20 protein-coding genes are annotated in these 25,134 nt (G+C 71.3%); 4 read left to right on the top strand and 16 right to left on the bottom strand.

Going from position 1 to position 25,134, the window contains the following annotated elements; all coding sequences use genetic code 11:
* Positions 1 to 35 precede the first annotated feature (35 nt).
* Both ABZ342_RS34510 and ABZ342_RS34505 read right to left on the bottom strand, forming a co-directional pair.
* Positions 36 to 1,562 carry an amino acid permease gene (locus ABZ342_RS34510; RefSeq protein ID WP_360482091.1) on the bottom strand — a complete coding sequence of 509 codons (1,527 nt, stop codon included), beginning with the start codon at positions 1,560 to 1,562 and terminating at the stop codon, positions 36 to 38.
* An 86-nt stretch (positions 1,563 to 1,648) separates the two neighbouring features.
* The gene (locus tag ABZ342_RS34505) at positions 1,649 to 2,566 is read right to left on the bottom strand and encodes a cation diffusion facilitator family transporter (RefSeq protein ID WP_155541086.1); all 918 of its coding nucleotides are present in this window, start codon (positions 2,564 to 2,566) and stop codon (positions 1,649 to 1,651) included.
* Positions 2,567 to 2,713: 147 nt separating this feature from the next.
* On the opposite strand from ABZ342_RS34505, the gene ABZ342_RS34500 reads away from it, so the two are divergent.
* Entirely contained in the window at positions 2,714 to 5,620 is a 2,907-nt protein-coding gene (locus tag ABZ342_RS34500; protein ID WP_360482088.1) for a BTAD domain-containing putative transcriptional regulator, read from the top strand.
* Between the two features lie 841 nt (positions 5,621 to 6,461).
* Here ABZ342_RS34500 and manA read toward each other — a convergent pair.
* The 5 genes from manA to ABZ342_RS34475 form a co-directional block, all read right to left on the bottom strand.
* Entirely contained in the window at positions 6,462 to 7,691 is a 1,230-nt protein-coding gene (manA, locus tag ABZ342_RS34495; RefSeq protein ID WP_360482146.1) for a mannose-6-phosphate isomerase, class I, read from the bottom strand.
* Positions 7,692 to 7,745: 54 nt separating this feature from the next.
* Positions 7,746 to 8,840 carry a hypothetical protein gene (locus tag ABZ342_RS34490; RefSeq protein WP_360482085.1) on the bottom strand — a complete coding sequence of 365 codons (1,095 nt, stop codon included), beginning with the start codon at positions 8,838 to 8,840 and terminating at the stop codon, positions 7,746 to 7,748.
* Positions 8,824 to 9,045, bottom strand: coding sequence for a Trm112 family protein (locus tag ABZ342_RS34485; RefSeq protein WP_155541084.1), 222 nt, complete (start codon positions 9,043 to 9,045; stop codon positions 8,824 to 8,826). Before ABZ342_RS34485 ends, ABZ342_RS34490 begins: the two co-directional genes overlap by 17 nt.
* A 77-nt stretch (positions 9,046 to 9,122) precedes the next feature.
* Positions 9,123 to 10,478 (bottom strand): phosphomannomutase/phosphoglucomutase, encoded by a 1,356-nt coding sequence (locus ABZ342_RS34480; protein ID WP_360482081.1) that lies wholly within the window; start codon positions 10,476 to 10,478, stop codon positions 9,123 to 9,125.
* 80 nt (positions 10,479 to 10,558) lie between these two features.
* Positions 10,559 to 10,912, bottom strand: coding sequence for a DUF3499 domain-containing protein (locus tag ABZ342_RS34475; RefSeq protein ID WP_026468546.1), 354 nt, complete (start codon positions 10,910 to 10,912; stop codon positions 10,559 to 10,561).
* 79 nt (positions 10,913 to 10,991) lie between these two features.
* Here ABZ342_RS34475 and ABZ342_RS34470 point away from each other — a divergent pair, with 79 nt between their 5' ends.
* Complete coding sequence (locus ABZ342_RS34470; RefSeq protein WP_167379605.1) at positions 10,992 to 11,456, top strand: metallopeptidase family protein; 465 nt, start codon at positions 10,992 to 10,994, stop codon at positions 11,454 to 11,456.
* Positions 11,457 to 11,912: 456 nt separating this feature from the next.
* Here the strand turns inward: ABZ342_RS34470 and ABZ342_RS34465 are convergent, their stop codons facing one another.
* Both ABZ342_RS34465 and ABZ342_RS34460 read right to left on the bottom strand, forming a co-directional pair.
* Positions 11,913 to 15,215: a glycosyltransferase family 2 protein gene (locus tag ABZ342_RS34465; RefSeq protein ID WP_360482077.1), complete on the bottom strand. Its 3,303-nt coding sequence runs from the start codon at positions 15,213 to 15,215 to the stop codon at positions 11,913 to 11,915.
* A gap of 125 nt (positions 15,216 to 15,340) precedes the next feature.
* Positions 15,341 to 15,628 (bottom strand): WhiB family transcriptional regulator, encoded by a 288-nt coding sequence (locus ABZ342_RS34460; RefSeq protein WP_230862597.1) that lies wholly within the window; start codon positions 15,626 to 15,628, stop codon positions 15,341 to 15,343.
* A gap of 261 nt (positions 15,629 to 15,889) precedes the next feature.
* On the opposite strand from ABZ342_RS34460, the gene ABZ342_RS34455 reads away from it, so the two are divergent.
* The gene (locus ABZ342_RS34455; RefSeq protein ID WP_155544224.1) at positions 15,890 to 16,651 is read left to right on the top strand and encodes a site-2 protease family protein; all 762 of its coding nucleotides are present in this window, start codon (positions 15,890 to 15,892) and stop codon (positions 16,649 to 16,651) included.
* A 28-nt stretch (positions 16,652 to 16,679) separates the two neighbouring features.
* On the opposite strand, the gene ABZ342_RS34450 is transcribed toward ABZ342_RS34455, so the two are convergent.
* From ABZ342_RS34450 to mshB, 3 genes are read right to left on the bottom strand one after another with little or no spacing between them, the layout of a single operon-like run.
* Positions 16,680 to 17,459, bottom strand: coding sequence for a hypothetical protein (locus ABZ342_RS34450; protein WP_360482074.1), 780 nt, complete (start codon positions 17,457 to 17,459; stop codon positions 16,680 to 16,682).
* A complete protein-coding gene (locus tag ABZ342_RS34445; protein ID WP_155541079.1) occupies positions 17,452 to 17,844 on the bottom strand; it encodes a hypothetical protein in 393 nt (130 codons plus the stop codon). The genes ABZ342_RS34450 and ABZ342_RS34445 overlap by 8 nt, the downstream gene beginning before the upstream one ends.
* Positions 17,841 to 18,683, bottom strand: coding sequence for an N-acetyl-1-D-myo-inositol-2-amino-2-deoxy-alpha-D-glucopyranoside deacetylase (gene mshB, locus ABZ342_RS34440; RefSeq protein ID WP_360482070.1), 843 nt, complete (start codon positions 18,681 to 18,683; stop codon positions 17,841 to 17,843). Before mshB ends, ABZ342_RS34445 begins: the two co-directional genes overlap by 4 nt.
* Before the next feature lie 113 nt (positions 18,684 to 18,796).
* Between mshB and ABZ342_RS34435 the strand changes: the two genes are divergently transcribed.
* Complete coding sequence (locus ABZ342_RS34435; protein ID WP_360482067.1) at positions 18,797 to 20,578, top strand: ABC transporter ATP-binding protein; 1,782 nt, start codon at positions 18,797 to 18,799, stop codon at positions 20,576 to 20,578.
* A gap of 54 nt (positions 20,579 to 20,632) precedes the next feature.
* Here the strand turns inward: ABZ342_RS34435 and ABZ342_RS34430 are convergent, their stop codons facing one another.
* From ABZ342_RS34430 to ABZ342_RS34415, 4 genes are all read right to left on the bottom strand, one after another.
* Positions 20,633 to 21,043 carry a hypothetical protein gene (locus ABZ342_RS34430; protein ID WP_360482065.1) on the bottom strand — a complete coding sequence of 137 codons (411 nt, stop codon included), beginning with the start codon at positions 21,041 to 21,043 and terminating at the stop codon, positions 20,633 to 20,635.
* Between the two features lie 84 nt (positions 21,044 to 21,127).
* On the bottom strand, positions 21,128 to 22,048 hold the full coding sequence (locus tag ABZ342_RS34425) for an ABC transporter permease (protein ID WP_196425400.1): 921 nt from the start codon (positions 22,046 to 22,048) through the stop codon (positions 21,128 to 21,130).
* A gap of 1 nt (position 22,049) precedes the next feature.
* Positions 22,050 to 23,066 (bottom strand): ABC transporter permease, encoded by a 1,017-nt coding sequence (locus ABZ342_RS34420; protein ID WP_155541076.1) that lies wholly within the window; start codon positions 23,064 to 23,066, stop codon positions 22,050 to 22,052.
* 186 nt (positions 23,067 to 23,252) lie between these two features.
* Positions 23,253 to 25,064 (bottom strand): ABC transporter family substrate-binding protein, encoded by a 1,812-nt coding sequence (locus ABZ342_RS34415; RefSeq protein WP_196425167.1) that lies wholly within the window; start codon positions 25,062 to 25,064, stop codon positions 23,253 to 23,255.
* Between the last annotated feature and the right edge of the window lie 70 nt (positions 25,065 to 25,134).

Here is a 25,134-nt window from a genome sequence, read left to right as displayed (position 1 = left end):
CGGATCGGCGGGGCTTCACGGACGGGTGACGCCGGTTAGGACTCCGGGGCCTTGACGGGCTCGTCGAGACCGTCGGCCTGCCGCTTGCCGAGCAGCGAGTGCCGCCGGCTGTAGCCGAAGTAGATCAGCACGCCCACGATCATCCAGGCGACGAACCGCAGCCAGGTCAGCACCGTCAGGTTCAGCATCAGCCACAGGCACGCGAGGATCGCCAGGATCGGGATCAGCGGCACCAGCGGCACCTTGAACGCGCGGGGCAGGTCGGGTCGCGTCCGGCGCAGGATCAGCACGCCGGCCGAGACCAGGACGAAGGCGAACAGCGTGCCGACGTTGACCATCTCTTCGAGCTTGTCCGCCGGGAAGAAGCCGGCCGCCAGCGCGACCAGGCCGCCGACGATCAGCGTCGCGCGCTTCGGCGTGCCGTGCTCGCCCGTCTTTGCCAGCCCGCGCGGCATCAGGCCGTCGCGCGACATCGCGTAGATGATCCGGACCTGGCCGAGCATCAGCACCATGACGACGGTGGTCAGGCCGGCCAGCGCGCCGAAGGAGATGATGTTGGCCGCCCAGTCGACGCCGTTCGCGGAGAACGCCGTGGCGAGGGTCTTGTGGCTGCCGTCGCCCGCCGAAGTCGCCAGGTCCTTGTACGACGTCATGCCGACGACCACCAGCGAGACCGCGACGTACAGCACGGTGACGATCGCCAGCGAGCCCATGATCCCGCGCGGGACGGCCTTCTGCGGGTTCTTCGTCTCCTCGGCGGTGGTCGCGACGATGTCGAAGCCGATGAACGCGAAGAACACCAGCGAGGCACCGGCCAGCAGGCCGAAGACGCCGAACGAGCTGCTCGCGCCGCCCGCGATCAGGGAGAACAGCGACTGGTCGACGCCGGTTTGGCCCGCGCCGCCGGTCTCGCCCGGCGGGATGTACGGCGTGTAGTTCGAGCCCTTGATGTAGAAGATGCCCAGGATGATCACGAACAGCACGACGGCGACCTTGATGCCGGTGATCACCATCGAGACCCGCGAAGACAGCTTCGTGCCGACGGCCAGCAGGAGCGTCAGGATCGCGACGACGACCAGCGCGCCCCAGTCGACGGTCACGCTGCCGATGTCGAACGTCGTCTTGGCGCCCTTGCCGAACAGGTAGCCGAGCACCGTCTCGAGGTAGACCGACCAGCCCTTCGACACCGCGGCCGCGCCGACGGCGAGCTCGAGGATCAGGTCCCAGCCGATGATCCACGCCATGAACTCGCCGAACGTGGCGTAGGAGAAGGTGTACGCGCTGCCCGCGACCGGCACGGTCGAGGCGAACTCCGCGTAGCACAGCGCCGCCAGCGCGCAGGCGATCGCGGCGAAGACGAACGCCAGCGAGACCGACGGGCCGGCGTAGTCACCGGCCGTCCGCGCCGTGAGCGTGAAGATGCCGGCACCGATGACGACCGCGACCCCGAACACCGTGAGGTCCCACGCGCTCAGGTTCCGCCGGAGCTTGGTATCCGGCTCGTCTGTGTCCGAAATGGACTGTTCGATGGATTTAGTGCGCCACAATCCCGTTCCGGGCACCGTTGACCTCCTGCGGCTGGCCTGCGTGTATCGCGGTACGTCACCCTATCGGGTCAGACGCGTGACGGCTCGCCGAGCGAGCAGGCCTAGTTCGCGAGACTGCGGTCGAGGTCCGGTTCGAGGTAGATCAGCTTCGCGACGGGCACCTTCGCGCGCACGCGGGCCTCGGCGTCGTCGATGGCCGCCGCCAGCTCGGCGGTGTCGAGACCCGGCACCATCGCCAGCTTCGCCGCGACGAGCAGCTCGTCCGGCCCCATGTACTGGGTGCGGATGTGGATGACCCGCTCGACCTTGCCCGCGGCGAGCTCGTCGACGATCGTCGCGAGCACGGGCTCGTTGGCGCCTTCGCCGATGAGCAGGCTCTTCATCTCGACGATCAGGATGATCGCGATGACCCCGAGCAGCGCCCCGATCGCGAGGGTGCCGACGCCGTCCCAGACGGGGTTGCCGGTGATGACGGACAACCCGACGCCGAGCAGCGCGAGGACCAGGCCGATCAGCGCGCCCGCGTCCTCCAGGAGGACGACGGGGAGCTCGGGCTCCTTGGCTTGGCGGATGAAGCCCCACCAGCTCGCGTCGCCCTTGATCTTCTTGGACTCGCCGATGGCGGTGTAGAAGCTGTAACCCTCGAGGCCGACCGCGACGAGGAGGATGACCACGGCGACGATGGGCGATTCGAGCGGCTCCGGGTGGCCGATCTTGTGGATGCCCTCGTAGATCGCGAAGGCGGACCCGAGGGTGAAGAGCATCAGCGCGACGATGAAGGAGTAGAAGTACCGGTCGCGGCCGTAGCCGAAGGGGTGCTCCTTGTCGGCCGCCCGCTTCGACGTCTTCTGGCCGAGCAGCAGCAGGCCCTGGTTCGTGGTGTCGGCCAGCGAGTGCACGGACTCCGCGAGCATCGACGACGACCCGGTGACGAGGAAGCCGACGAACTTCGCGGCCGCGATCCCGGCGTTCGCCCCGAGCGCGGCGATGATCGCCTTGGTTCCGCCTCCAGCTGACACGACCGCTCCCCTGGTTGGTCCTGTATGTCCGGGTGGAGCCTAATAGGGGCGCGTGCCCGCGACGGTCCCCGCCCGGGCTAACGGGACCGCCGCTTTCTGTCGGACCCCTTCGCTACGGTGGCCGTTCCGGCACTGGGGAAGGTGGACATGGCTCACTTCGGCGTGCTCGGGCCACTCGCCGTCGAGGGGCCGCCCGGGCGCTGGGTCGCGCTGCGCGGCGACCGGCAGCGCACCCTGCTGGCCGTGCTGCTGCTCAACGCCAACCAGCACGTCCACGTCGATGTGCTGGTCGAAGCGCTGTGGCCGGAGCGGCCGCCGAAGTCCTACGCCTCGAACCTGCACACCTACCTCTCGCGGCTGCGCGAGCGGATCGACGGCCTGCGCGTCGAGCACGGTCCGCTCGGCTACCGGCTGAGCGTCGAGCCCGGCGAGCTCGACCTGCTCGTCTTCCGGTCGGCCGTCGCCGACGGGCAGCGGGCCGGGGACGCCCTCGCCGCGTCCGGGCACTACCGGCGCGCGCTCGCGCAGTGGCGGGGGCCGGTGCTGGCCGGGCTGCACGTCCCGCGGCTCGACGCCGACGTCGCACGCCTGGAGTCCGAGCGGCTCGCCGTGTTCGAGGACTGCGTGGACGCCGAGCTCACCGCCGGCCGCCACGGGGAGCTGACCGGCGAGCTGCAGGCCATGATCACCGAGCACCCGCTGCGGGAACGGCTGGCCGCGCAGCTGATGATCGCGCTGCACCGGGCCGGGCGCCAAGGCGACTCCCTGGAGATCTACCGGCGGCTGCGGACCACGCTGGTCGAGGAGCTCGGCGTCGAACCGGGCGCCGAGGTGCGCCGCGTGCACGCCGCCGTCCTGCGCGGCGAGGACCCGGTGCCGCGCATGCCGCCGCCGGTCTGGCCGGTGTGCCAGCTGCCCCCGGACATCGCGGACTTCACCGGCCGCGACGCCGAGCTCGCCGAGCTGACCGCTGCGCTGGGCAGCGGCGCCGGCGTCCCGGTCGCCGTGGTCAGCGGCGAACCGGGCGCGGGCAAGAGCACCCTGGCCGTGCGCGCCGCGCACCGGCTGCGGGCGCGGTTCCCGGACGGCCAGCTGTACGTGCCGCTGGGGCGGCCCGTCGGCGAGGTGCTGGCCGACCTGCTGCGCGCGCTCGGCGTGCCCGGCCCGGCGGTGCCGGACGACGTCGGCGCTCGCGCGGCCGTGTTCCGCGGCCGGCTGACCGACCGGCGGGTACTGGTGGTGCTCGACGACGCCGGCGACCCCGAGGACGTCCGCGCCCTGCTGCCGGGCACGCCGGGGTGCGCGGTGCTCGTGACGAGCCGGCAGCGCCTGAGCGGGCTGGCGGGCGCGCACCGGCTGCCGCTCGGTCCGCTGTCCGGCGCCGAAGCCACCGAGCTGCTGAACCGGCTCGCCGGGGCGCGCGTGGCCCGGGAGGGCGCGGACGCCGGCCGGATCATCGCGGCGTGCGCGCGGCTGCCGCTGGCACTGCGGATCGCGGGCAGCCGGCTGGCGATCCGCCCGCACCTGCGGCTCGGCGAGCTGGCCGACCGGCTGGAGGACGAGGTCCGCCGCCTCGACGAGCTGACCGTGAGCGATCTGGCCGTCCGGAGCAGCATCGCGCTGAGCCACGAAGGGCTGAGACCCCCGGCGCGGCGCGCGTTCCGCCTGCTCGGGCGGTGCCGGCTCGTCGACCTGCCGGCGTGGGCGGTCACGACGCTCATCGGCGAGGACGCCGACGAGGCCGTCGAAGAGCTCGTCGAGGCGAGCCTGCTGGAGGCGCGCGAGCCGGACGCGACCGGCGAGGGCCGGTACCGGATGCACGACCTCGTCCGGCTGTACGCGGCGGAGGGGCCGCCGGAACCGGGCAGCGGCGCGGCGACGGTGCTGGCGGCGACCCTCGCGCTGGCCGACGCGGCCGCGGCCCGCCTGCCGCGCACGGTGCCGATGCCGGCGATGGCCCACTCGCCGTTCCCGCAGCCATTGCCGAGTTCGCTGGTCGAGCGGCTGCTGGAGCGTCCGGAAGAGTGGTTCGCGGCCGAGCGCGCGAACCTGGTGCGGCTCATCGGGTCACTGGGGGCGCGGGAAGCGTTGCTGCTGCTGGACAAGCTGAGCGTGTACCTGTACCTGCACGGCCACTACGCCGACATGCGCGCGGCGTACGAAACGGTCTTGGCGGCGACGGACGACCGCCCGTCGGCGGCGATCGCCGAGGCGAACCTGGCGCTGCTGCGGCACGCACGCGGCCAGTACGAGGAGGCGGCGGCCGCGTACCGCGAATGCGCGAAGGAGCTGGAAGCCCACGGCGACCACCGCACGCACGCGTGGGTGTCGGCGAACCTGGCGCGCTGCCTGATCGGGCTGGGCCGCGCCGAAGAGGCACTGCAGACCGCCCGCAGTCTGTCCACTTTGGACGACCAAGTGGTCAGGGAGGCGGAGTCGGCGGCGTTGCTGCGCCTGGGCCGCGTGCCGGAGGCGCGGGAGGTCGACCGGGCGGCGCTGGCGTCGGCCCGGGCCACGGGTGACCCGCGCCGGATCGGCACGGCGCTGCACGGGTTCGCGTGGTCGTCCCTGCTGACGGGCGACGGCGAGCAGGCGCGGTCGGCGATCGCGGAGTCGGTGGAGCTGCTGCGCGGGACGATGGCCCGCTCGGCGCTGGCGAAGTCGTTGCGCACGCTGGGCGCGGTCTCGGCGGCGACGGGTGCGCGTCGCGGTGCGACGGCGGCGTTCGAGGAGGCCCGCGCCCTAGCCCGGGATCTGGACGAGCGGCCGCGGGAGCTGTCGTGCACGCGCGCACTGGCGGCGAGCTGGATCGGCGAAGGCCGCGCGGCGCGGGCGATCCCGGTGCTCCGGGCGTGCCTGGACGAGTTCCGCGAGATGGGCGGCAGGTCCGCGACGTGCTTGACGTGGCTGGTGCTGAGCCGGGCGTACGAGGCAGCGGGCTCGCCGGCCGAAGCCGCTTCGGCGGCCGCCGAAGCAGCGGCGTTGGCGGATCCGCGCGACGCGAGCGCGGCCGCCCTGCGCCGAGCCCTGCTGCTCCTGACAGAACCAACCTGACCCGCTGCTCCCGCTGGCTCCCGCTGCTCCCGTGTCGTCCCGCCGATCACGCGTGATGCCCCTCGAATCACGCGAGCTGCCCCGCCAGCCACACGAGATGCCTCGCCAATCACGCGAGACCCGCGCCCGATCATGCGAGATCCCGCCCCAGCCACGGAAACCCGCCGGATCACACAAGATCCGACCGCAACCACGCGAGACCCCGCACGACCGGCCCCGGACACACGAGATCCGGGCCAACCACGCAAGACCCGCCCGACCGCGCGAGACCCGCGCAGATCACGCGAGACCGGCCCCCGATCAGCCGAGTTCCGGCCGCTGCAACGTGAGATCCCGCCCCGATCACGTGCAATCCGCGCCCAAACACGCGAAAACCGCCTTCAAGCACGCGAGATGCCCCAGCCACGCAAGACCCGGCCCCCAAACACGCGACACCCGCGCCCCAACACGCGAGCCCCGGCCCCAGCCACGCCAGGCCCACCCATCACGCGAACCCTGCCCCCGATCCCCGCCGAGGCCGGCCTGGTGCGTTGCCCGCCGGCCCGGTCCTCCCCGACCGGCCGGCGAGCCCACCCCCGCCCAGCACCCCTCACCGGAACACCCGGACCACCCGAACACGAGGTGGTGCCGCCCCCTCGCGGCACCACCCCAGCCCACGGGCGCCGGGCGTTGTCCGACCGGCGCCACCCCCAGCGGGCCGGTGACGCGCAGCACCGCACCAGGGTCATCCCTCTGGGTCGATCGTGGCCGAAGCCGCCACACGGAACGCACACGGAAACGACCGCGGCCGGGAACGACGAAGGCCACCACCGGAGCCCCGGTGGTGGCCTTCGCACAAAGGTCAGTCCTCGCAGTTGCCCGCGGTCGCGCGGAACAGCTGGGCCCGCGCGCCGTCCAGTGCGCGTACCCGCACCGGTGGGTCGGCCGCCGGCAGCCACACCGACTGACCGCGGCGCAGCTCGACCTTCTCGCCGTCGTCCGCCGTCACCAGCAGGTCGCCCGCCGTGCACAGCAGGATCTGGGGGCCGACGCTGTCGACCGAGATCTCGTCGTCCTGGCCCGGCGCCCACTCGACGCGCGACAGCTCGAACTCCGGCGCGTCCGTCCGGTACACCGAAAGACGGTCGCCGCCGTCGCCGCACTGGACCGGCATCTCGCCGCACGCGAAGTCGACCACGCGCAGCAGTTCCGGGACGTCCACGTGCTTCGGCGTCAGGCCGCACCGCAGGATGTTGTCCGAGTTCGCCAGGATCTCCACGGCCGTGCCGTGCAGGTACAGGTGCAGGTTGCCGGCCGGCAGGTAGATCGCCTCGCCCGCGCGCAGCGTCAGCCGGTTCAGCAGCAACGCCGCCAGCACGCCCGCGTCGCGCGGGTGCGCCTCGCCGAGCTCGAGGATCGTCCGGCACTCGACGGCGAACTCGCCGTGCTCCTTGACGTGCCGGACGCAGGCGTCCAGCACCTCCGGCAGCAGCGAGTCCAGCGACCGCTGCGGCAGCGTGATCCACGTCGTGAACAGCGCCCGCAGCCCCGACGGGTCCGGCTGCGCCTCGATCAGCCCGGTGTACTTCGCCAGCCCCGGCGTCTCGATCGCCTTCAGCAGCTTCACCGTGCGGTCCGGCTCGCGGAACCCGGCCAGCGCGTGGAACTCCGTCAGCGCGCAGACGAGCTCCGGTTTCGCCGTCGGGTCCGGGTAGTTGCGGTTCGACGCGTCCCGCGGGATGCCCAGCAGCTCCTCGCGAGCGTGCCCCTCCGCGGCCTGGGCCGCCGACGGGTGCGCCTGCATCGACAGCGGCTCCTCCGCGGCGAGGATCTTCAGCAGGAACGGCAGCCGCCCACCCCACCGCTTCGCGCAGCGCTCGCCCAGCTGGCCCAGCGGGTCGGCTTCGACCAGCTCCAGCAGGCTCCGCTCGGTCCCGTCGGGGCCGATGACGTGCGACGGGTCGCCCGGGTGGGCCCCCATCCACAGCTCGGCCTCGGGGTGCGGCGCGGGTACCGGACGGCCCAGCAGCTCGGGGATCGCCGTCCGCGATCCCCAGGCGTAGGGCCGCACCGCGTTGCGCAGCAGCTCCACTGTCACCTCAACTCCACTCCTTCGGCACCGGCCACGACCGGTGCTCGGCGGGTCTCACGCCGTCACGGGCTCGAAGCGGCCCGCGCCGCCGACTCTGCCCGCCGCCAGCCCGAGATAGACCGCAGCCAGTTCGAACCGCAGCGCCAGCACCGCGGCCCGCACGATTTCGTCCGCCTCGATCTCCTCGGCCGGGGCGATGACGTCCGCGCCCGGCAGCAGATCCTCGGCCTGGAACCGTGCCGCGTCCGTGGCCGGACCGGTACGCACCGAAAGAAGCAGCACCCGAGTCGGGATGTCACCTGATGGATCGTCCGGATCGGCGAAGATGTCACGCTCCGCGCCACCCGATTGCGCCGCCCGCCGCAACGCGGGACGCGCCAGGGCCTGGCGATAGTCCTCGACGTCACAGACCGTAGCAGCGTGGGCGGCAAACGCGTGCGCAGCGTGTTCGCCGACGGCGACCGCGACCGGGTCCAGCCCCCACAGGAGCGGCACGCGGTCGGCCACCCGCAGCGCGAGCGCCTTGGCCGGGTTCGCGAACGAGTCCCGGGCCAGGTAGTCCTTCTCGGCCTCCAGGTCGAGCTGGTCGGCCAGCACCTGGACGTCGGCCACCAGCAGGCCCAGCGCGTTCGCCATGAGCAGCCCGGCGGCCAGGCCGCGCGGGAACGCCAGCTCGGCCGGCACCGGGATCCGCGGCGTCAGCAGCACGCCCTTGCCCGCCACCGCGGCGGCCACCGGGCCTTCCGCCGGCGCGGAGAGCACGACAGAGGCGCCGAAGCGCGCGGCACGTTCCAGCGAAGCGGCGAGCTCGCGGTCGCCGGGGTCGTCGGTGTGCGCGAAGACGACGTCGAGCGCGCCGATCCAGCTCGGCACCACCTCGGCGACGACGACCGGGACCGGGCACGACGGCGCCAGCAGCGCCGCGAGCAGCCGGGTGAGCGTCCGGCTCACGCCCGGCCGGTCGATCAGCACCACGGCGCGCGGACGGCCGACGTCGAGCCGGTCGGACAGCTCCAGCTCGGCCGCGAGCTCAGCGGTCGCGCGCACCTGGGCGCCCGCCATCGCGGCCGCCCGGAGCAGCCCCGCGCTGTCGGCCTCGGCCAGCCGCGCGGGGTCGTCCAGCAGCGAGTCGTCAAGCACTGTCGGCATCGGATTTTCCGCTGTCGCCGGGAGTCCGGGCTTCGTCCAGGAGCAGGACCGGGATCCCGTCACGGACCGGGTACACCCGGCCGCACTCCGTGCACGTCAGTGCGTCGGCCTCGGGGTCGTCCGGCGCCCCGGGGCGCAACGGGGCGTGATCGGGCGACGGGCACGCCAGGATCTCGAGGAGCTGGGCGTCGAGCGTGATGGCCATGGTTCCTCCATACCACGCGATGAGGTGTGGTGAAGGGCACCTTCCGGACACGGTTGCGCGCCCTTCACCGTGGACGGTCAGTTGCGGATGATCGCGAGTACTTCGTCCACCAGCCCCTGCACGGCCTCGGCGTTCGCGGCTTCGACGTTCAGCCGGAGCAGCGGTTCGGTGTTCGACGGGCGCAGGTTGAACCAGGCGCCGCCCGGCAGCTGCACGGTCAGGCCGTCCAGCTCGTCGAGCTCGACGCCGGGGCGGGTGCCGAAGGAGTCCTTGACGGCCATCATCTTCGCGACCTGGTCGTCGACGGTCGAGTTGATCTCACCCGAGGCCGCGTAGCGCGAGTACGCGCTGGTCAGCTCGGACAGCGGGCCATCTTGCTCGCCGAGCGCGGCGAGGACGTGCAGCGCCGCCAGCATGCCGGTGTCGGCGCGCCAGAAGTCGCGGAAGTAGTAGTGCGCGGAGTGCTCGCCGCCGAAGATCGCGCCGGTGCGGGCCATCTCGGCCTTGATGAACGAGTGCCCGACGCGCGTGCGGACCGGCTTGCCGCCGTGCTCGGCGACGATCTCGGGCACGCCCTTCGACGTGATCAGGTTGTGGATGACCGTGCCGCCCGGGTCCTTCGCCAGCTCGCGCACGGCGACCAGCGCGGTGATCGCGCTCGGCGAAACCGGCTCGCCGCGCTCGTCGACAATGAAGCAGCGGTCGGCGTCGCCGTCGAAGGCCACCCCGGCGTCCGCGCCGACCTCGCGCACCTTCGCCTGGAGGTCGACGATGTTCGCCGGGTCCAGCGGGTTGGCCTCGTGGTTCGGGAAGCTGCCGTCGAGCTCGAAGTACATCGGGACGACGTCGATCGGCAGGCCGTCGAAGACGGTCGGGACGGTGTGGCCGCCCATGCCGTTGCCCGCGTCGACGACGACCTTCAGCGGCCGGTTGCCCGACAGGTCGACGAGGTTGCGCAGGTAGGCGGCGTAGTCGGCGAGGACGTCCCGCTCCGACACGGTGCCGCGCTGGCCCTCGAACTCGGGCACGCCCTGCTCGACGGTGTCGCGGATCTCGGCGAGCCCGGTGTCCTGGCCGACCGGGGACGCGCCGGCGCGGCACATCTTGATGCCGTTGTACTTGGCCGGGTTGTGGCTCGCGGTGAACATCGCGCCCGGCAGGTTCAGCGAACCCGAGGCGAAGTAGAGCTGGTCGGTGCTGGCCAGCCCGATGCTCACGACGTCCAGACCCTGCGAGGTGACGCCCTCGGCGAAGGCCGCCGCCAGGCCCGGCGACGAGTCGCGCATGTCGTGCCCGATCACCACGGCCGGCGCTTCCGGCTTGATGAGCAGGGCGAACGCGGCGCCGAAGTCGCGGACGAGCGCCGCGTCGAGCTGCTCGCCGACCACGCCGCGAATGTCGTAGGCCTTCACGATGCCCGAAAGGTCTGGCACGCCGTCTCCCCGCGAATAGTCGTCCCGGCGCCCGCTGCGCCGCGCGGAAAGCCTACCGGCGGTGGTGGTGGGTTACGCGTTCAGGCGCGACCGGGGAGGACACGCAGGTGCCCGCGACGCCCGGAGGGGCCTTCCGGCTCGGGCGCGGGGGCCGGTTTGCCGGGGCGGCCGGCCTCGCGCACGGCCTCGGCCAGCGCCGTCAGCTCGTCGGCCGACGGGTCCGGCGCGGCGAAGGCGCCTTCGTGCCGGACGACTTCCCAGCCCTTGGGGACGGTCAGCCGCAGCGCGTGGGCTTCGCAGAGGTCGTACGAGTGCGGCTCGGAAGCGGTGGCCAGTGGGCCGACGACGGCGGTCGAGTCGCTGTAGGCATACGTCAGCGTGGCCACAGCCGGCTCGAGACAGCCGGTACGCGAACACTTCCGTACGCTCCGCACGATCGGAAACGATAGCGCGTCGCCGCAAGCTAGTAGGAGCGACACGCGCTGGGACGTGCCGACCGCATAGACTTCCGGGGTGGCGACGGCTCGTGACTACCGACAGCGGCGGCGCTCGCGACGGGACCGGCACGGCCGGGGCCTGCGCGGGACGCTGTACCCGGCGACCCTGCCCGCCGCCGCGAGCCGCGCGGAGAGGTTCGACGCGCTGGTGCTCGACGCGCTGGAACCGATCGAGGCCCGTTGGCGCCACGAGCTGACGAAGCTCGACGTGGCGGTCGACGACGTGCCCGAGGTCCGCGAGAACGGCCGTGCGCCGTCGGACGGCGTGCTGCACGACGGCGCGGTGCCGTTGTCGCGCCTGGTCCCGGCGGGCGTGGACCGGACGGGGATGCCGACGCGCGCGCGGATCGTGCTGTACCGGCGGCCGCTGGAAGCGCGGGCGAAGGATCCGTCGGAGCTGGCGGATCTGGTGCACGACGTGCTCGTCGAGCAGGTGGCCGGGTACCTGGGCGTGGAACCGGACGTCATCGAAGGCGAGTAGCCCCGCCGGCCCGGCTGGAAGCGCCGCGAACCGGCGGCCGGCAACGCGGGCCGACCAACGACGTCACCAGACCTCCCCCGCCCCTCATCCCAGCCTTCCCGTCAGTCGGCGGTCGGGTTTGTCAAGGCACGCTTTCCCGCCTTGACAAACCCGACCGCCGACTGAAAATCCCACCGGAGGGGCGAGGGAGGTCGGACCCGCTCTGCCGTGGCAGAAGACAAAAGACTGTCCTCGCCGGACGGGCAGGCTCTGGGATGGCCACCCGCAGCGCTGTTTCCTCACCTTTGCGAGTGGGCCGCAAGGTGGTCATCCCGTCGCCTGATTGAGGCCTATCACTTTGAGCCGGGCCCGCAAGGTTGCGTTGTCATGTCTCGTTGCGCTGTGGGTTGCGGGCCCGGCTCAAAGTGATTTTGACGGCCTCAGGCGACGGGATGACCACCTCGCTCCTTTACTGGTTCACTGGGGCAAGCGGCGCCGGGCCGGGACCGCCGTCAGCAGCGTGAACAGCACCGCCGCCAACTGCGCGAGCAGCAGCAGGTTCCGTTCCGTGCCCGGGAACTCCACCGTCACCTCGGACGTCGACGGTGGCACCGACACCGCCACCTGGTGCCCCCACGCCGGCACGATCGGCACGCTCTTGCCGCCCACCGACGCCTTCCAGCCCGCTTCCTGCTCCGCCGCGAGCACCAGCAGGCGCCCGGTCGGCCCGTCGGACACGCGGACGCGCACGTCCGGCAGCCCCGCCTGGACCGGCGCCACGCCCGGCGAATTCCCGGGCACGCCGCCGCCCGTCACGGCCGCCTTCGCCTGCTCCGGGGAGATCAAGATCACCTGTCCGGCCGGCGGCAGGAGGCGAAGCACGCCACGGCCGTCGGACGTCGGCGCGGCCACCGAGACCAGGTCCTTCGCCAACGGCACGTACGCCTGCGGGTCGACGCCCGCCGGCAGCACCACGAACTGCACCCCCGCCGCTGCGGCAGCGGCGAACGCGCGCTGGACCGCCGCCGCGTCGCCCTGGCCGAGGTCTCGGCGCCACGACGCGAGCCGGGCCGGGGTGCCGGGTGTCGGGGCCAGCTCGTCGTCGCCGTAGTGGGGCAGGCGGCCGCCGATCTGACGGGTCGCGTCCGTCGCGAGGTCGAGCACCGACCGGCCGGACGCGGACAGCTCCGCCGCCACCTCCGGCGCCAGCGCGGGCCGTTCCCCGGCGCGAAGCGGCCCCTGGCCGCCGACGACCACCGCGCCGGCCGCCAGCGCGAGGAACACCACGACCCCGGCGACCGCGAACACCTTCGGCAGCCACGTCGCGGGCACCCCGGCCGAACCGCCGCGCTGCCACGAGCCGAGCACGACCCACAGCAGCCCCGCGCCGACGATCAGCAGCGGCACGCCGGTGTGGCCGTGCGCGGGTGATCCACCCTGCATCGGCACCGCCGTCACCAGCCGCACCAGGACGAGCCCGCCCGCCCCCAGCGCGGCCAGCGCGAGCCCGCCCGCCGCGAGCTTCGTCGGGCGGACGACGATCGCGATCAGGGCCGCCGCGATCACCGCGACGCCGATCGGCCACGCGCCCGGCCCACCGGGGTCGAGCCCGGCCAGGTCGGTGCCGGACACCGCCGAAGCCGCGCCGCCGAGCCCCTGCACCAGCAGCTCCGGGTGCCGCAGCAGGACCGTCGGCCACGGCAGCAGCAGCGCCAGCGGCAGGAGCACCACGATGCCGACCGACGCGATCCGCCGCGCCAGCCCGGTCGGCGCGGGCAGCACCACGAACCCGATCAGCAGCCCGGCGAGCGCGAGCCCGTGCGCCAGCGGCGAGAACGCGCCGAGGAGCGCCATCCCGATCGCCGACAGAGCCGACACGTGCAGCCAGCGCGTGTCCGCCCGCACCAGCAGCCCCACGATGCCCGCGGCCACCAGCGGCAGCACCAGGTGCACCACGACGACGTCGAGCCGGCCCTGCGCGACACCGGCGGTCGCGGCGGGCAGCAGCGCGTACGTCGCGGCGATGACCGCGCGGACCCAGCGGCGCACGCGCAGCCGTCGCGTCGCCACGTACGCGCTCAGGGCGGCCAGCGGGATGTCGCCGAGGAACAGGATCGCCACCAGCGCGGCCGGGCCGCCGAGCGGCGCGAACACCGCGCCGAGCGTGCCGAGCACCGGGAGCGTCGCCGACGCGGGCGCGCCGGTGCCGCCGGCGATCGCGTGCCACGGCGTCAGGTACGACGACCAGAGCTCGCCCAGCCCGCCGACCGGCAGCAGCTTGCCGCCGAAGAGGTCGAGGCCGAGCCGGGCGCGGTTGACGACCAGCCCCAGCGCGGTCATCACGACGAGCAGCACCACCGGCGGCGCGAAGATCGTCGCCGCGAGCACGCGGCGCCGGTTCACCTCGACGAAGACGATTTCCGGCTCTTCGACGACGGTTTCAGTGGCATCGGCGTCAGTGTCTTCGGCGTCTTCGGTGGCCGAGACCGGTTCGGGTGCGGCGGTTTCCGGCAGCGCGACGGCGACGAGCGTGCCCGGCCGGCGCAGCCCGGATCCGCGCGAGCTGAGCCCGCGCAGCGCACCCGCCGGCAACGCGTCCGGCCCGACGGGACGCGTCTCGCGCGCGTCGAGCGCTTCGGGCGTCACCCACGCCGACTCGGTTTCGACGGTCTCGGGCACGCGACCCAGCGCGAGGTCTTCCTCGACGCCGCGGCGGACCAGCCCGACGACGCCGGCGCGGACGGCGTTGCGCAACCGCGTCACGCGTCCGGTGAAGAGCCCGCGAACCGTGCCCGGCCGCGGATTCCGCCGTCGGCGGGCGCGCGCGGCGCGCAATCCGCCGCGTCCACTGAGGAGGTACGTCGCGGCGGCGAACTCGGCCCGCGCCTCGCCGGTCCGGCGCAGCAGGACGAACGCCAGCGCGCGCAGGAGGGAGAGCAGCGGGAGCCGGATCATCCCCAGCCAGAAGGAAAACGGCGAGCAGTTCACGAGGAACACCCGCAGCCCGTGGGCGCGGTTCGCGGCCGCGAGCGGGGCGGCGACGGCGTCCGCCGCGCGCTGCCCGGTCGTGACGGCGCGCGCGTGCCGCACCCGCGCGGTCGGCACCGAGAGGACGAGCCCGCCGGCGGCGTTCGCGCGCCAGCCGAAGTCGAGATCCTCGCGCAGCAACGGGAATTCGGGGTCGAAGCCGCCGAGCTCGTCCCAGGCGTCGCGGCGCACGAGCGAGCCGGCGCTGGGCACGGCGAGCACCTCGGCGGGCTCGTCACCGAGCGCGGCGACCTGCTGGCGGTGCCCGGACGCGTCAGTCGACAGGCCGGCTTCGACGATCAGCCGCGGGTCGGTCCAGTCGAGACCGAGCGAGCCGAGCACGGTCGCCGACGGCGTTTTGGTGGCGACGCGCAGCAGTTCGTCGAGGCAGTCGGGCTCGGGTGCGCAGTCGTCGTGCAGCAGCCACAGCCACGCACCGGGGTCGCCCCAGCGCTCGGTGGCGTGCTCGACGGCTCCGGCGACCGCGGCGGCGAAGCCGGTTTCACTCGACAGTGTGATGACGCCGGAGAGCACGGGCGCGGAATCCGGGCCGGGATCGGCCGCCGCCTCGGCGAGTAGCCGCGCGGTCGAGTCGGTGGAACCGGTGTCGACGGCGAGTACGTGCCGGGGCCGGACAGTGCTGCGGCGCAACGAAGAAAGCGCCAGCGGCAGCCAGTTCTCGCCGTTGTGACAGACCACAATGGCCAGAACGGGCGCGGTGCGCAGGGCGGGCGGCGCGGCGGTGCGGGGCAACGACTGCTCCAGATCAAGCGGCGGATCGGTGCGGCCACCCTACGGCCCCGGTCCGTCACCCGATGGTGAACCCACGCCGAGTGTCGGAATCGCCGGTGACGCACGCATCACCGGCGGTTCCCCCTCTAGACCGCGCGTTTCTTCAGCTTGCGGCGCTCCCGCTCGGACAGACCGCCCCAGATACCGAAGCGTTCGTCCTTGGCCAGCGCGTACTCAAGGCACTCGTCCTTGACCTCGCAGCCCAGGCAGATCCGCTTGGCTTCACGGGTGGAGCCGCCCTTCTCGGGGAAGAACGCCTCCGGGTCCGTCTGCGCGCACAAAGCGCGTTCCTGCCAGTCCTGCTCTTCTTCGGTGGCATCGATGAGCTCGGTGAGATCTCCCAGAGCCTGCTCCGGGATCTCGCCCCAACCCATGACGTGCCCCCATTCCTTACCATCGGCTTCCAACCGCACGTCCGCCTCCTCGCTCCCTAGCACTCCCCAGGCTGGCGGTGGTGAAACGACACTCGCCGTCCCCTCGACGACGAATGACATCACTGTGATTACACCCGTGTAGTGCGGTCAGGTCAAGCGGAGTAGCGAGTTCGGGGGACGTTCGGGCCCGATCGCGCAAGGGGACACGCCGGTAACTTCACACCGGGCATACGGAACACTGGAAGCGTGCAGAAGTCAGCAGTGCGCCCCAGCCCGGTCTTCCTCGGCATCCTCGCGCTCACCGTCGCCGGCGGCGTGATGGCCGCGTTCGGTGACATCAACACCGTTTTCGTCCGCGACCGCGACCCGCTGCTCATCGCCGGGGTCGTGATCTTCGTCGCCGCCGGCTGGGTGGCGTCACTGTCGCTGCACGAGTTCGGCCACGCGATGGTCGCCTACCGCGGCGGTGACTACAGCGTCGCCCACAAGGGTTACCTGACGCTGGACGTGCGGAAGTACACCGACCCGGTCCTGTCGATCATCCTGCCGCTGATCTTCCTGATCATCGGCGGCATCCCGCTCCCGGGCGGCGCGGTCTGGATCAACCGCGGCGCGCTGCGGTCGCGCGGGACGTCGTCGTGGGTGTCGCTGGCCGGGCCGCTGAGCAACCTCGCGGTGGGCGCGGCGCTGGCACTGGTGGTCGCGCTGGTCCCGATGGCGGGCGGCCTGGTGATCGCGATGTCCTACCTGGCGCTGCTGCAGATCGTGACGTTCATCTTGAACATCCTCCCGATCCCCGGCCTCGACGGCTGGGGCGCGATCGAGCCGTACCTGCCCCCGCAGGCCCGCGAGCTCGGCGCCAAGGTCCGTCCGTGGGCGCCGATCATCCTGTTCGCGATCCTGTGGTTCTTCAAGCCGGCGAACACGGCCCTGTGGCAGGGCGCGTACTCGATCTTCGGCGCGTTCGGGGGCTATGTGGACGGTGCGCAGATCGGGTTCAGCGTGTTCCAGTTCTGGAACTGAGGTCCGGGCCGGGCACCGCGCGGGAAGCTCAGGCGCGGTGCTCGGTCAGCCAGACGTGCGCCCGCTTCCAGACTTCGCGCAGCCCCGATCGCTCGCCGAAGTAGTCCCCCGCCGCGCCGACGACCGGCAACATGCCGATCGCACGGTGCAAGAAGTTGCCCCGCGGCCGCTTCTCCAGCTCCTCGGTGATCCCGAGCAGCCCGCGCCCGAGGCGCCACAGCGTCCCGGCCGCCGCCTTCACCGTCGCCTTGCCGTGCTTCTTCTCCGACGCCGTCAGCTCTTCGGTCAGCTTCGCCGCTTCGTCCGCCTCCGCGGCTTCGTCGTGCTCCGGGTGCCTGCCCGCCGCGAGGTCGGCGTCGATCTCGCGCTCGAACAGCACCGACGCGATCAGCTGAACCCGCGTCCCGACGTCCGTCACGCCGTACTCGCCCGCGATCGCGCACAGCAGCAGCCCCTGTGACGCCGCCCCCAGCGTGTCCTGGACCGGCAGCCGGTCGGCCAGCGCCCCGCCCAGGCCCGGGATCGACGTCAGCAGCGCCGTGAAGCGGCCGACGCGGTTCATCCACCAGCTCGACCGGTCGTAGCCCGTCATCCGCGCCCACGCGGCCGTGCCGGGCACCTTCACCGACGTCACGCCGTGGATCAGCTTCGCCTTGAGCCCGGACTCGACCTCGGCCAAGTCCTCCTTCTCCCGCGCCTGCAAGCCGAACGGATCGGACTCGCGCAGCGCGTCGAGCATCGGCCCGCACGCACGCACGAATGGTCGCAGCACCGCCACGACCTGCTTGTCGGAGATCGCCTCAGCCACGTCCCGGACTCCTTCCCGCGGCCCGGCCCAGCCCGCCGCCGAGCACCAGCGCGCCCGGTAGCGCGCTCGCGCCGAGCAGCACCAGCGCACGCCAGTCCTGGATCAGCACCAAGTCGCCGCCCGGGCCCAGCAGGCCGAACCCGAACACGACGACCACCCACACCGCCAGGGGTACCCACGAAAGCCCCGGCCGCACCAGCTTCGCCGTCGTCGACACCAGCCACGGCGTGGTGACGGCCCCGACGATCACCGTCACCGGCAGCGGCACGACGCCGACGCGCAGCGGCAGGAAGAACAGCTCCAGCACGGCCAGCAGCACCGTGTCGAAGGCGAGCAGGAGCAGCAGCAGCCTCTGCTCCCAGGTCAGCGGCTCCGGCACCGTCACAGCCCGCCGAACAGGTCGTCCGCCGCGCCTTCGGCCGGGCCGTGGGCCAGGACGAAGGAGTCGTATGCCGGGATCGGCTGCGCGAGCCGGTTCGTCAGCGCGAAGTACGGGACGTCGCCGTCGACCACGGCCAGCTGCGTCGCGTGCGCGCGCAGGGCCGCCAGCTTCGCCGGGACGTACGCGGCGACGTCGAGCCTCGTCGTGATCTCCTCGTCCGGCGTCACGGGCAGCTCGTCGTCGGGCGGTACGGGGTACTCGGTCTCGCCGGCCCGCAGCGCGGCCAGCCCGGCGCGCACCGCGTCACTCGACGCGACCGTGTGGAACACCCGCGTCACCGACTCCGCGCCCGGCGCCGCCGCCATCGTGATCTCGTGGGCGCGGACATGGTCGGGGTGGCCGTAGCCGCCGAAGGAGTCGTAGGTGACGACGACCTGGGGCCGCACCTCGTCGAGGATCTCCGCGAGCTGCGCCGCCTGCTCGTCGACGCTCCCCCCGGTGAACGCCCGCGGGTGCGCGGCCGACGGCGTGCCCGCCATGCCCGAATCGCGCCACCGGCCGATGCCGCCCAGATAACGATGTCGTGACACCCCCAGCGCGGCGCACGCGGCCTTCAGCTCGCTGACGCGGTAGCCGCCCAGCTGGTCGGCCGCCCAGGCGCCCAGCCCGGCCAGCTCGGGCAGGCCGGCCATGATCTCGCCCTCTTCACCGAGCGTGCAGGTCACGACCGTCACTTCGGCGCCTTCGGCGGCGTATCGTGCGATCGTGGCGCCGGTGGTGATGCTCTCGTCGTCGGGATGGGCGTGGACGAGCAGCAGCCTGCGCGGTACCGGGGAGATCACGGGTTGAGCGTAATTCCCGTGCTCCGACCTTCGTCGGGGACACCCTCGGTTATCCTCGCGCGAGTCGCGACCGCCGCGTCGCGATCGTCTGTACCCCCACGAAGGGCATCTTGGTGAGCACTGAAGCAACTTCGGCGGACGTCGCCGGCGTGTCCGGATCCGTTCTGTCGATCTCCGACCTGAGCGTGTCGTTCCAGACCGAGGACGGCGTCGTGGACGCCGTCAAGGGCATCGGTTTCGACGTGCAGCCCGGCGAGATCGTCGCCGTGGTCGGGGAGTCCGGCTCCGGCAAGTCCGTCACGTCGATGTCGGTGCTGGGCCTGCTGCCCAAGACCAGCCGGATCGCCGGCGAGCTGCGCCTCGGCGAGCGCAACCTGGCGGATCTCAAAGAGAAGGAAATGCAGAAGATCCGCGGCAACCAGGTCGCGATGATCTTCCAGGAGCCGATGACGGCGCTGAACCCGGTCTACACGGTCGGCTGGCAGCTGCGCGAGGCCCTGCGCTCGCACCTGGACATCTCCAAGGCCGCCGCGGACAAGCGCGCGGTCGAGCTGCTGGACATGGTCGGCATCCCGAACCCGGAGCTGCGGTTCAAGCAGTACCCGCACCAGCTCTCGGGCGGTCTGCGCCAGCGCGTCGTGATCGCCATGGCGATCTCCTGCGACCCGAAGGTGATCATCGCCGACGAGCCGACCACCGCGCTCGACGTCACGGTGCAGGCGGAGATCCTCGGCCTGCTGCGCAAGCTGCGCGACACCCTCGACACGGCGATCGTGCTGATCACCCACGACATGGGCGTCGTCGCCGACATGGCCGACCGCGTCATCGTGATGTACCAGGGCGAGATCGTCGAAGAGGCCCCGTCGCGCGAGCTGTTCGCGTCGCCGAAGGAGGACTACACCCGGCGGCTGCTGGCCGCGGTGCCGGTGCTCGGCCAGCGCCCGGAGGGGCGCCGCCTGCTCGACGACGCCGGGATCGCCTCCGACAGCACCGAGGCGGCCAAAATCGCCGAGGAGATCCGGCTGGCCGACGCCGAGCTGGAGGCCGTGATCGAGGAAGCCGCGCCGGCCCTCGAGATCAAGAACCTGGTGCTCGAGTACCCCGGCCGCCGCGGCCAGGGCAAGAACCGCGCGGTCGACGACGTCTCGCTGTCCATCGCCAAGGGCGAGATCGTCGGCCTGGTGGGCGAGTCCGGCTCGGGCAAGACGACCGTCGGCCGCTGCGCCGTCGGCCTGCTCCAGGCCACCGAGGGCACCATCGCGATCGCCGGCAAGGACATCACGAAGATGTCGGCGAAGGAGCTTCGCCCGCTTCGCCGGTACTTCTCGATCGTGTTCCAGGACCCGGCGTCCACGCTGGACCCGAAGATGACGATCGGCGAGTCGATCGCCGAGCCGATGGTGCTGCACAAGGTGCTCGGCGGCAAGGAGCTGTCGGCCCGGGTGCGCTCGCTGCTCGACAAGGTCGAGCTGGGCGGGCACTACATGAACCGCTACCCGCACGAGCTTTCCGGCGGCCAGCGCCAGCGCGTGGCGATCGCCCGGGCGCTGTCCCTGGACCCGGCGCTGCTCATCGCGGACGAGCCGACGTCGGCGCTGGACGTCTCGGTGCAGGCCCGCGTGCTGGACCTGTTCCTCGACCTGCAGCAGTCGCTGCAGTTCGCGTGCCTGTTCATCAGCCACGACCTGGCGGTGGTCGACCTGCTCGCCGACCGCGTCGCGGTGATGCAGCACGGCAAGCTCGTCGAGATCGGCACGCGCGACCAGGTGCTGCACTCGCCGCAGCAGGACTACACGCGCCGCCTGCTGTCGGCGGCGCCGGTCGCGGACCCGGTGCTGCAGGCGGAGCGCCGCGCGGCCTGGGAGGCCGGCAAGCTGGCCCCCGTCGCCGACTGAGACCGGCCCACGCCGAAGGCCGCCACCCGGGTCCGGGTGGCGGCCTTCGGCGTTTCACGGGTGGTGGGGTGGCCCGAAGGCCGGGTCCGCCTCGTCCGGCTGCTCCGGGGCGTACTGGCGCAACTCGCCGTCGCGGAACATCCAGACGCGGAAGAACAGCTGCTCCTGGTCCATCAGGAAGAGCTGAACGGCGTGCGGGACCGCCCACGGGAGCGTCCGCACCCGGTTCAGCAGCGCGCCCGGATCGGCGTGGTTGAGCGTGCCGGCCCAGACCGCGCACTCCGGGTACTTCCCGCCACCCCAGGGCGGCTCCGCACCGTCGGTCATCCTGCGGAGGAAGCCGCAGCCGAGCGCGGCGGAGTCATGGCGGAGCGGCGCTTCGGTGCGCAACCACTCGCTCAGGGTCTCGACGGCCTTCCAGTCCTCCATCGCGGTGGACAGCATCATGTTCGTCACCCAGCTCACCACGCGATCCTGCCCGGTCATCGCGCGAAAACGGAAGCGGGGGTGACCGGAAACCGGTCACCCCCGCTTCACGCGTTCAGGCGGTCAGGCCTTCATCCTCCGCTGTCGCGGGTCGAAGGCGTCGCGAAGACCGTCACCGATGAAGTTGATCGTCAGTGAAATCAGCACGAGCACGATGAACGGCCCGAAGAACAGCGCCGGCCGCGTCTGCAGCTGGGCGTAGTTCTCCAGGATGACGCGGCCGAGCGAGGTGTCCGGCAGCTGGACACCGAGGCCGATGAACGACAGCGCGGCTTCCGCCAGCACGGCCTGGGCGACCGCGAGGGTCGCGTTGACCGTGATGCTGCCGACCATGTTCGGCACCAGGTGCTTGAAGATGATCCGGAACGTGCCGGCACCCGAAGCGCGAGCCGCGTCGACGAACTCGCGCTGGGACAGCGACATCGCTTCGGCGCGGGTGATCCGGGCGATCTGCATCCAGCCGAACGACGCCAGCACCAGCGCGACGATGTACCAGGAGCCGCTCCCGAACACCTTCGCCAGGATGGCCGCCGCGGCGATCTGCGGGATGATCAGGAACAGGTCCGTCACCCGCGAGACCGCCGAGTCGGTGAACCGGCGCAGGTAGCCCGCCAGTGCGCCGAGCACGACGCCGACGACGGTCGACAGGATCGACACGGTGAGGGCGATCAGCAGCGAGAACTGGGTGCCGCGCAGGATCTGCGACACCATGTCCTTGCCGACCTGCGTGGTGCCCAGCGGGAAGTCGCCGCTCGGCTTCGCGAAGGACGGGAAGGAGCTGTCCTCGTAGCTGTGCTTCCAGAACAGCGGCAGCAGGATGCTGAGCACGATGATCAGCACCAGCACCGCGGTCGACGCCATCGCCAACTTGTGGTGCAGGAACTTCCGGAGCACCAGCTTGCCCTGGCTCCGGGGTTCGGGCAGCGCTTCCGGCGGGAGGGTGCCGTCCTTGGTCGCGGCTTCGCTCGCGAGAAGGGAGTTCAAGTCAGCCAACGCGAATCCTCGGGTCCAGGATGCCGTACACCAGGTCGGCGATCAGGTTGGCGACGATCACGCTGGTGGCGATGACCACGAGCCAGCCCATCATCACCTGAGTGTCGTTCTTGTTGACGGCTTCCACCAGCAATGTGCCCATACCGTGCCAGTTGAACACCGTTTCGGTGATGATCGCGCCGGCGAGCACCGACCCGAAGTTCACCGAGAACAGCGTCGTCACGGGGATCAGGGCGTTGCGGAACGCGTGCCGGAAGATGACCCGGCCGTTCGCGAGGCCCTTGGCCCGAGCGGTGCGCACGTAGTCCGAGTTCATCACCTCGAGCATCGAGGCCCGCTGGAACCGGCTGTACGCGGCGAAGCTGATCGCCATGATCGACAGCGTCGGGAGCAGGTAGGCACCGATCGTGCTCGTGATGAAGTCCCCGACGCCGTCCGTTTTCAGCTGTTCCGGGCTGGTCGTGCGTAGCCATGGATTGCCGAGGACGTCCTGCAGGCCGAGGTCGCGCACCCACCCGTTGATCTCGATGGCGTAGTTCTTCAGCACGATCGCGATGCAGAAGATGGGCATCGAGAACAGCAGGAAGGCGAGCGTGGTGGCGAGGTAGTCGATGATCGAGTACTGCTTCACCGCGGCGAGCACGCCGACGATGATGCCGATGATCAGCGCGAGGATCTCGGCTCCGACGACCAGCTTGAACGTGACGCCGAAGGCCGCCATCACCTTGGGCGCGACCGGCTGGAGCGCGTTGCCCTGCGCGATCGACGTGCCCCAGTCACCCGACAGGAAGTCCCCGAGCCAGCTGAAGTAGCGCGGCACGACGCCCTGGTCCAGGCCCAGCTTGTGGGAGAGGGAGTCCAGGGCGGCCTTGCTGATGTTCGGGTTGTGCCGAAGCTCGCCGAGCGGGTCACCGGTGGCGGCGACCATCACGAACGACAAAAAGGTCCCGACCAGGAGGACGGGAATCGATATCGCCAGACGGCGAAGGATATAGATCACCAGGTTCAACGAACTGCTCCTCATCCGGGCCTGGTCGTCAGAAGTGCGCTGGACCGCCGCCCGGTTGTCTACCGTAATGGGGGTAACCCTACGGTCAACAGCTACTTCCGGTGGGTACCGGGGCCCGGCTCGTGGCCGGACCCCGGTACCTCCCAGGTCATCTGGAGCGAGGGAAACGAAGAGGCGGGACGAGCCCTACTTCTTCTGCTCCCACTCGCCGACGTTCCACAGGACACCGTTGTAGGACTGCATGTACGCACGGTCGATGCCCTTGAACGCCCACATGCTCGGCGTCTGGAACAGCGGGAGCGTCGCGTACTTGTCCGCGATGGCCTTGTCGGCTGCCTGGTAGCTCTGCAGCTTGACCTGCTCGTCGGTCGCGCCGACCGCGGTCTTGAACGCCTCGTCGATCTTCGGGTCGCAGAGGTTCTGGTAGTTCTGGTCACCACCGGCGTTCGGGCAGACGTAGATCGAACGCGACTGCGACTTGAACGGCGGGGAGGACCAGCCGAACAGCGCGATGTCGTAGTCACCGGTCGAGACGCGGCCGCCCTTGAGGAAGTTGGCGTCCGTCTCGTCCTTGACCTCGATACCGGCCGCCTTGGCCTGCGAGATGATGATCTCGACGGTCTGGCTGCGGCGGGCGTTCTGGTTGTGCGTGATCTTGAACGAGGCCCGCTGGCCACCCTTGGCGAAGATGCCGTCGCCACCCTTGACCCAGCCGGCGTCGGTCAGGGTCTTGGCCGCGGCCTCGGCACCCAGTCCGGCCTTGCTGCCGTAGAGGTCGGTGTAGCCCTCTTCACCCTGGAAGAACACGATCGAGTTCAGCGGAGCCGCGTCGGCCTGGACTTCCTTGAGCAGCTTGTCGGTGATCGCCTTGCGGTCGACCACCTCGAAGAACGCCTTGCGGAGCGCGTCGTCCTTGAACATGCGGTTGAACTGCAGGTCCAGGTGCTCGTAGGTCAGCTGCGAGGCCGACCCGTAGGTCACGCCCTGCGCCGCGAGGCCCTTCATCGTGGCCGCCGCGGTGGCGTCCGGCTGGGTCGACGCCGCGACGTCGATCTCACCGTTCTGCAGCGCGGTCGCCATGGCCTTGGTGTCTTCCATGGCGCGGACCACGAGCTTGGCCGGGCCGCCCTTGCCGCCCGCCCACTTCGGGTTCTTCACCAGCGTGACGGACTTCTGGTTCGCGTCGAACGAGTCGATCATGTACGGGCCCGAGGCCGGCATGATCGACTTGTCGAAGCCCTTCCACTTGTTCGTCCAGAAGTCGCCGGCCTTGGACAGCTGGGCCGGGTCACCGGTCGGCGCGAGCTTGGTGATGTCGGCGATGCCGGTCTTCTGCTCGAGGATGTGCGCCGGCAGGAGCTGGACACCGCTGAACAGGCCCTTGTAGTCGAGGTACGGCTCGCTGAAGTCCGTCTCGAGGGTCAGGTTGTCCTTGCAGGTGGCCGTCTTGATCTTGTCGTAGCCGGTGGTCGAGGCCGCGTCGAACGGGTTCTTGCCCTCCGCGCCCTTCGCCTGGCCGCTCTGGGCGAGCCAGGCCAGGTAGAAGTCCTTGCAGTCGAAGGGGGCGTCGTCCGACCACTTCAGGTTCGGCTTGATCTTGTACGTGACGACCTGCGGGTCCTTGGAGGTCACGTCGACCGAGTCGAGAATGTCCTTGTTGAGCAGGATCTTGTTGTTGCCGTCGAGGACGAACGCGTCTTCGAGCACGGCGGTCAAGATGTAGGTGTTGTACGAGCTGTTGGTGTCCGGGGTGTTGTTGTTGTACCCGGAGTACCCGTCGTCGATCCCGACCGTGACCGTGCCGTCCCAGCCCTTGACGTCCGCGAGCTTGAACGTGTCACCCTGCTCGGCCTTGCCGACCGCCATCGACTTGACGTCGGTCGACGATCCGTTCTGGTCGGTGCTGCCCGAGCCCGAGTCGCCACCGCTGCAGGCGCTCAGCAGCAGCGAGGCGCCTGCGACGAGCGACAAGGCGGAGACTGCTTTGGTTCTCCTCATGAAGTGTGCCCTCCTAGCACTGAGCCCTTGAATTGTGACAAGGACCCACACCGCTCCGGTTTGGTGCCGG

The sequence above is a fragment of the Amycolatopsis sp. NPDC005961 genome, assembly GCF_040629235.1.
In the GTDB taxonomy this organism is placed as follows: Bacteria; Actinomycetota; Actinomycetes; order Mycobacteriales; family Pseudonocardiaceae; genus Amycolatopsis; species Amycolatopsis camponoti.
This window is presented reverse-complemented; position numbering and strand designations above follow the sequence as displayed.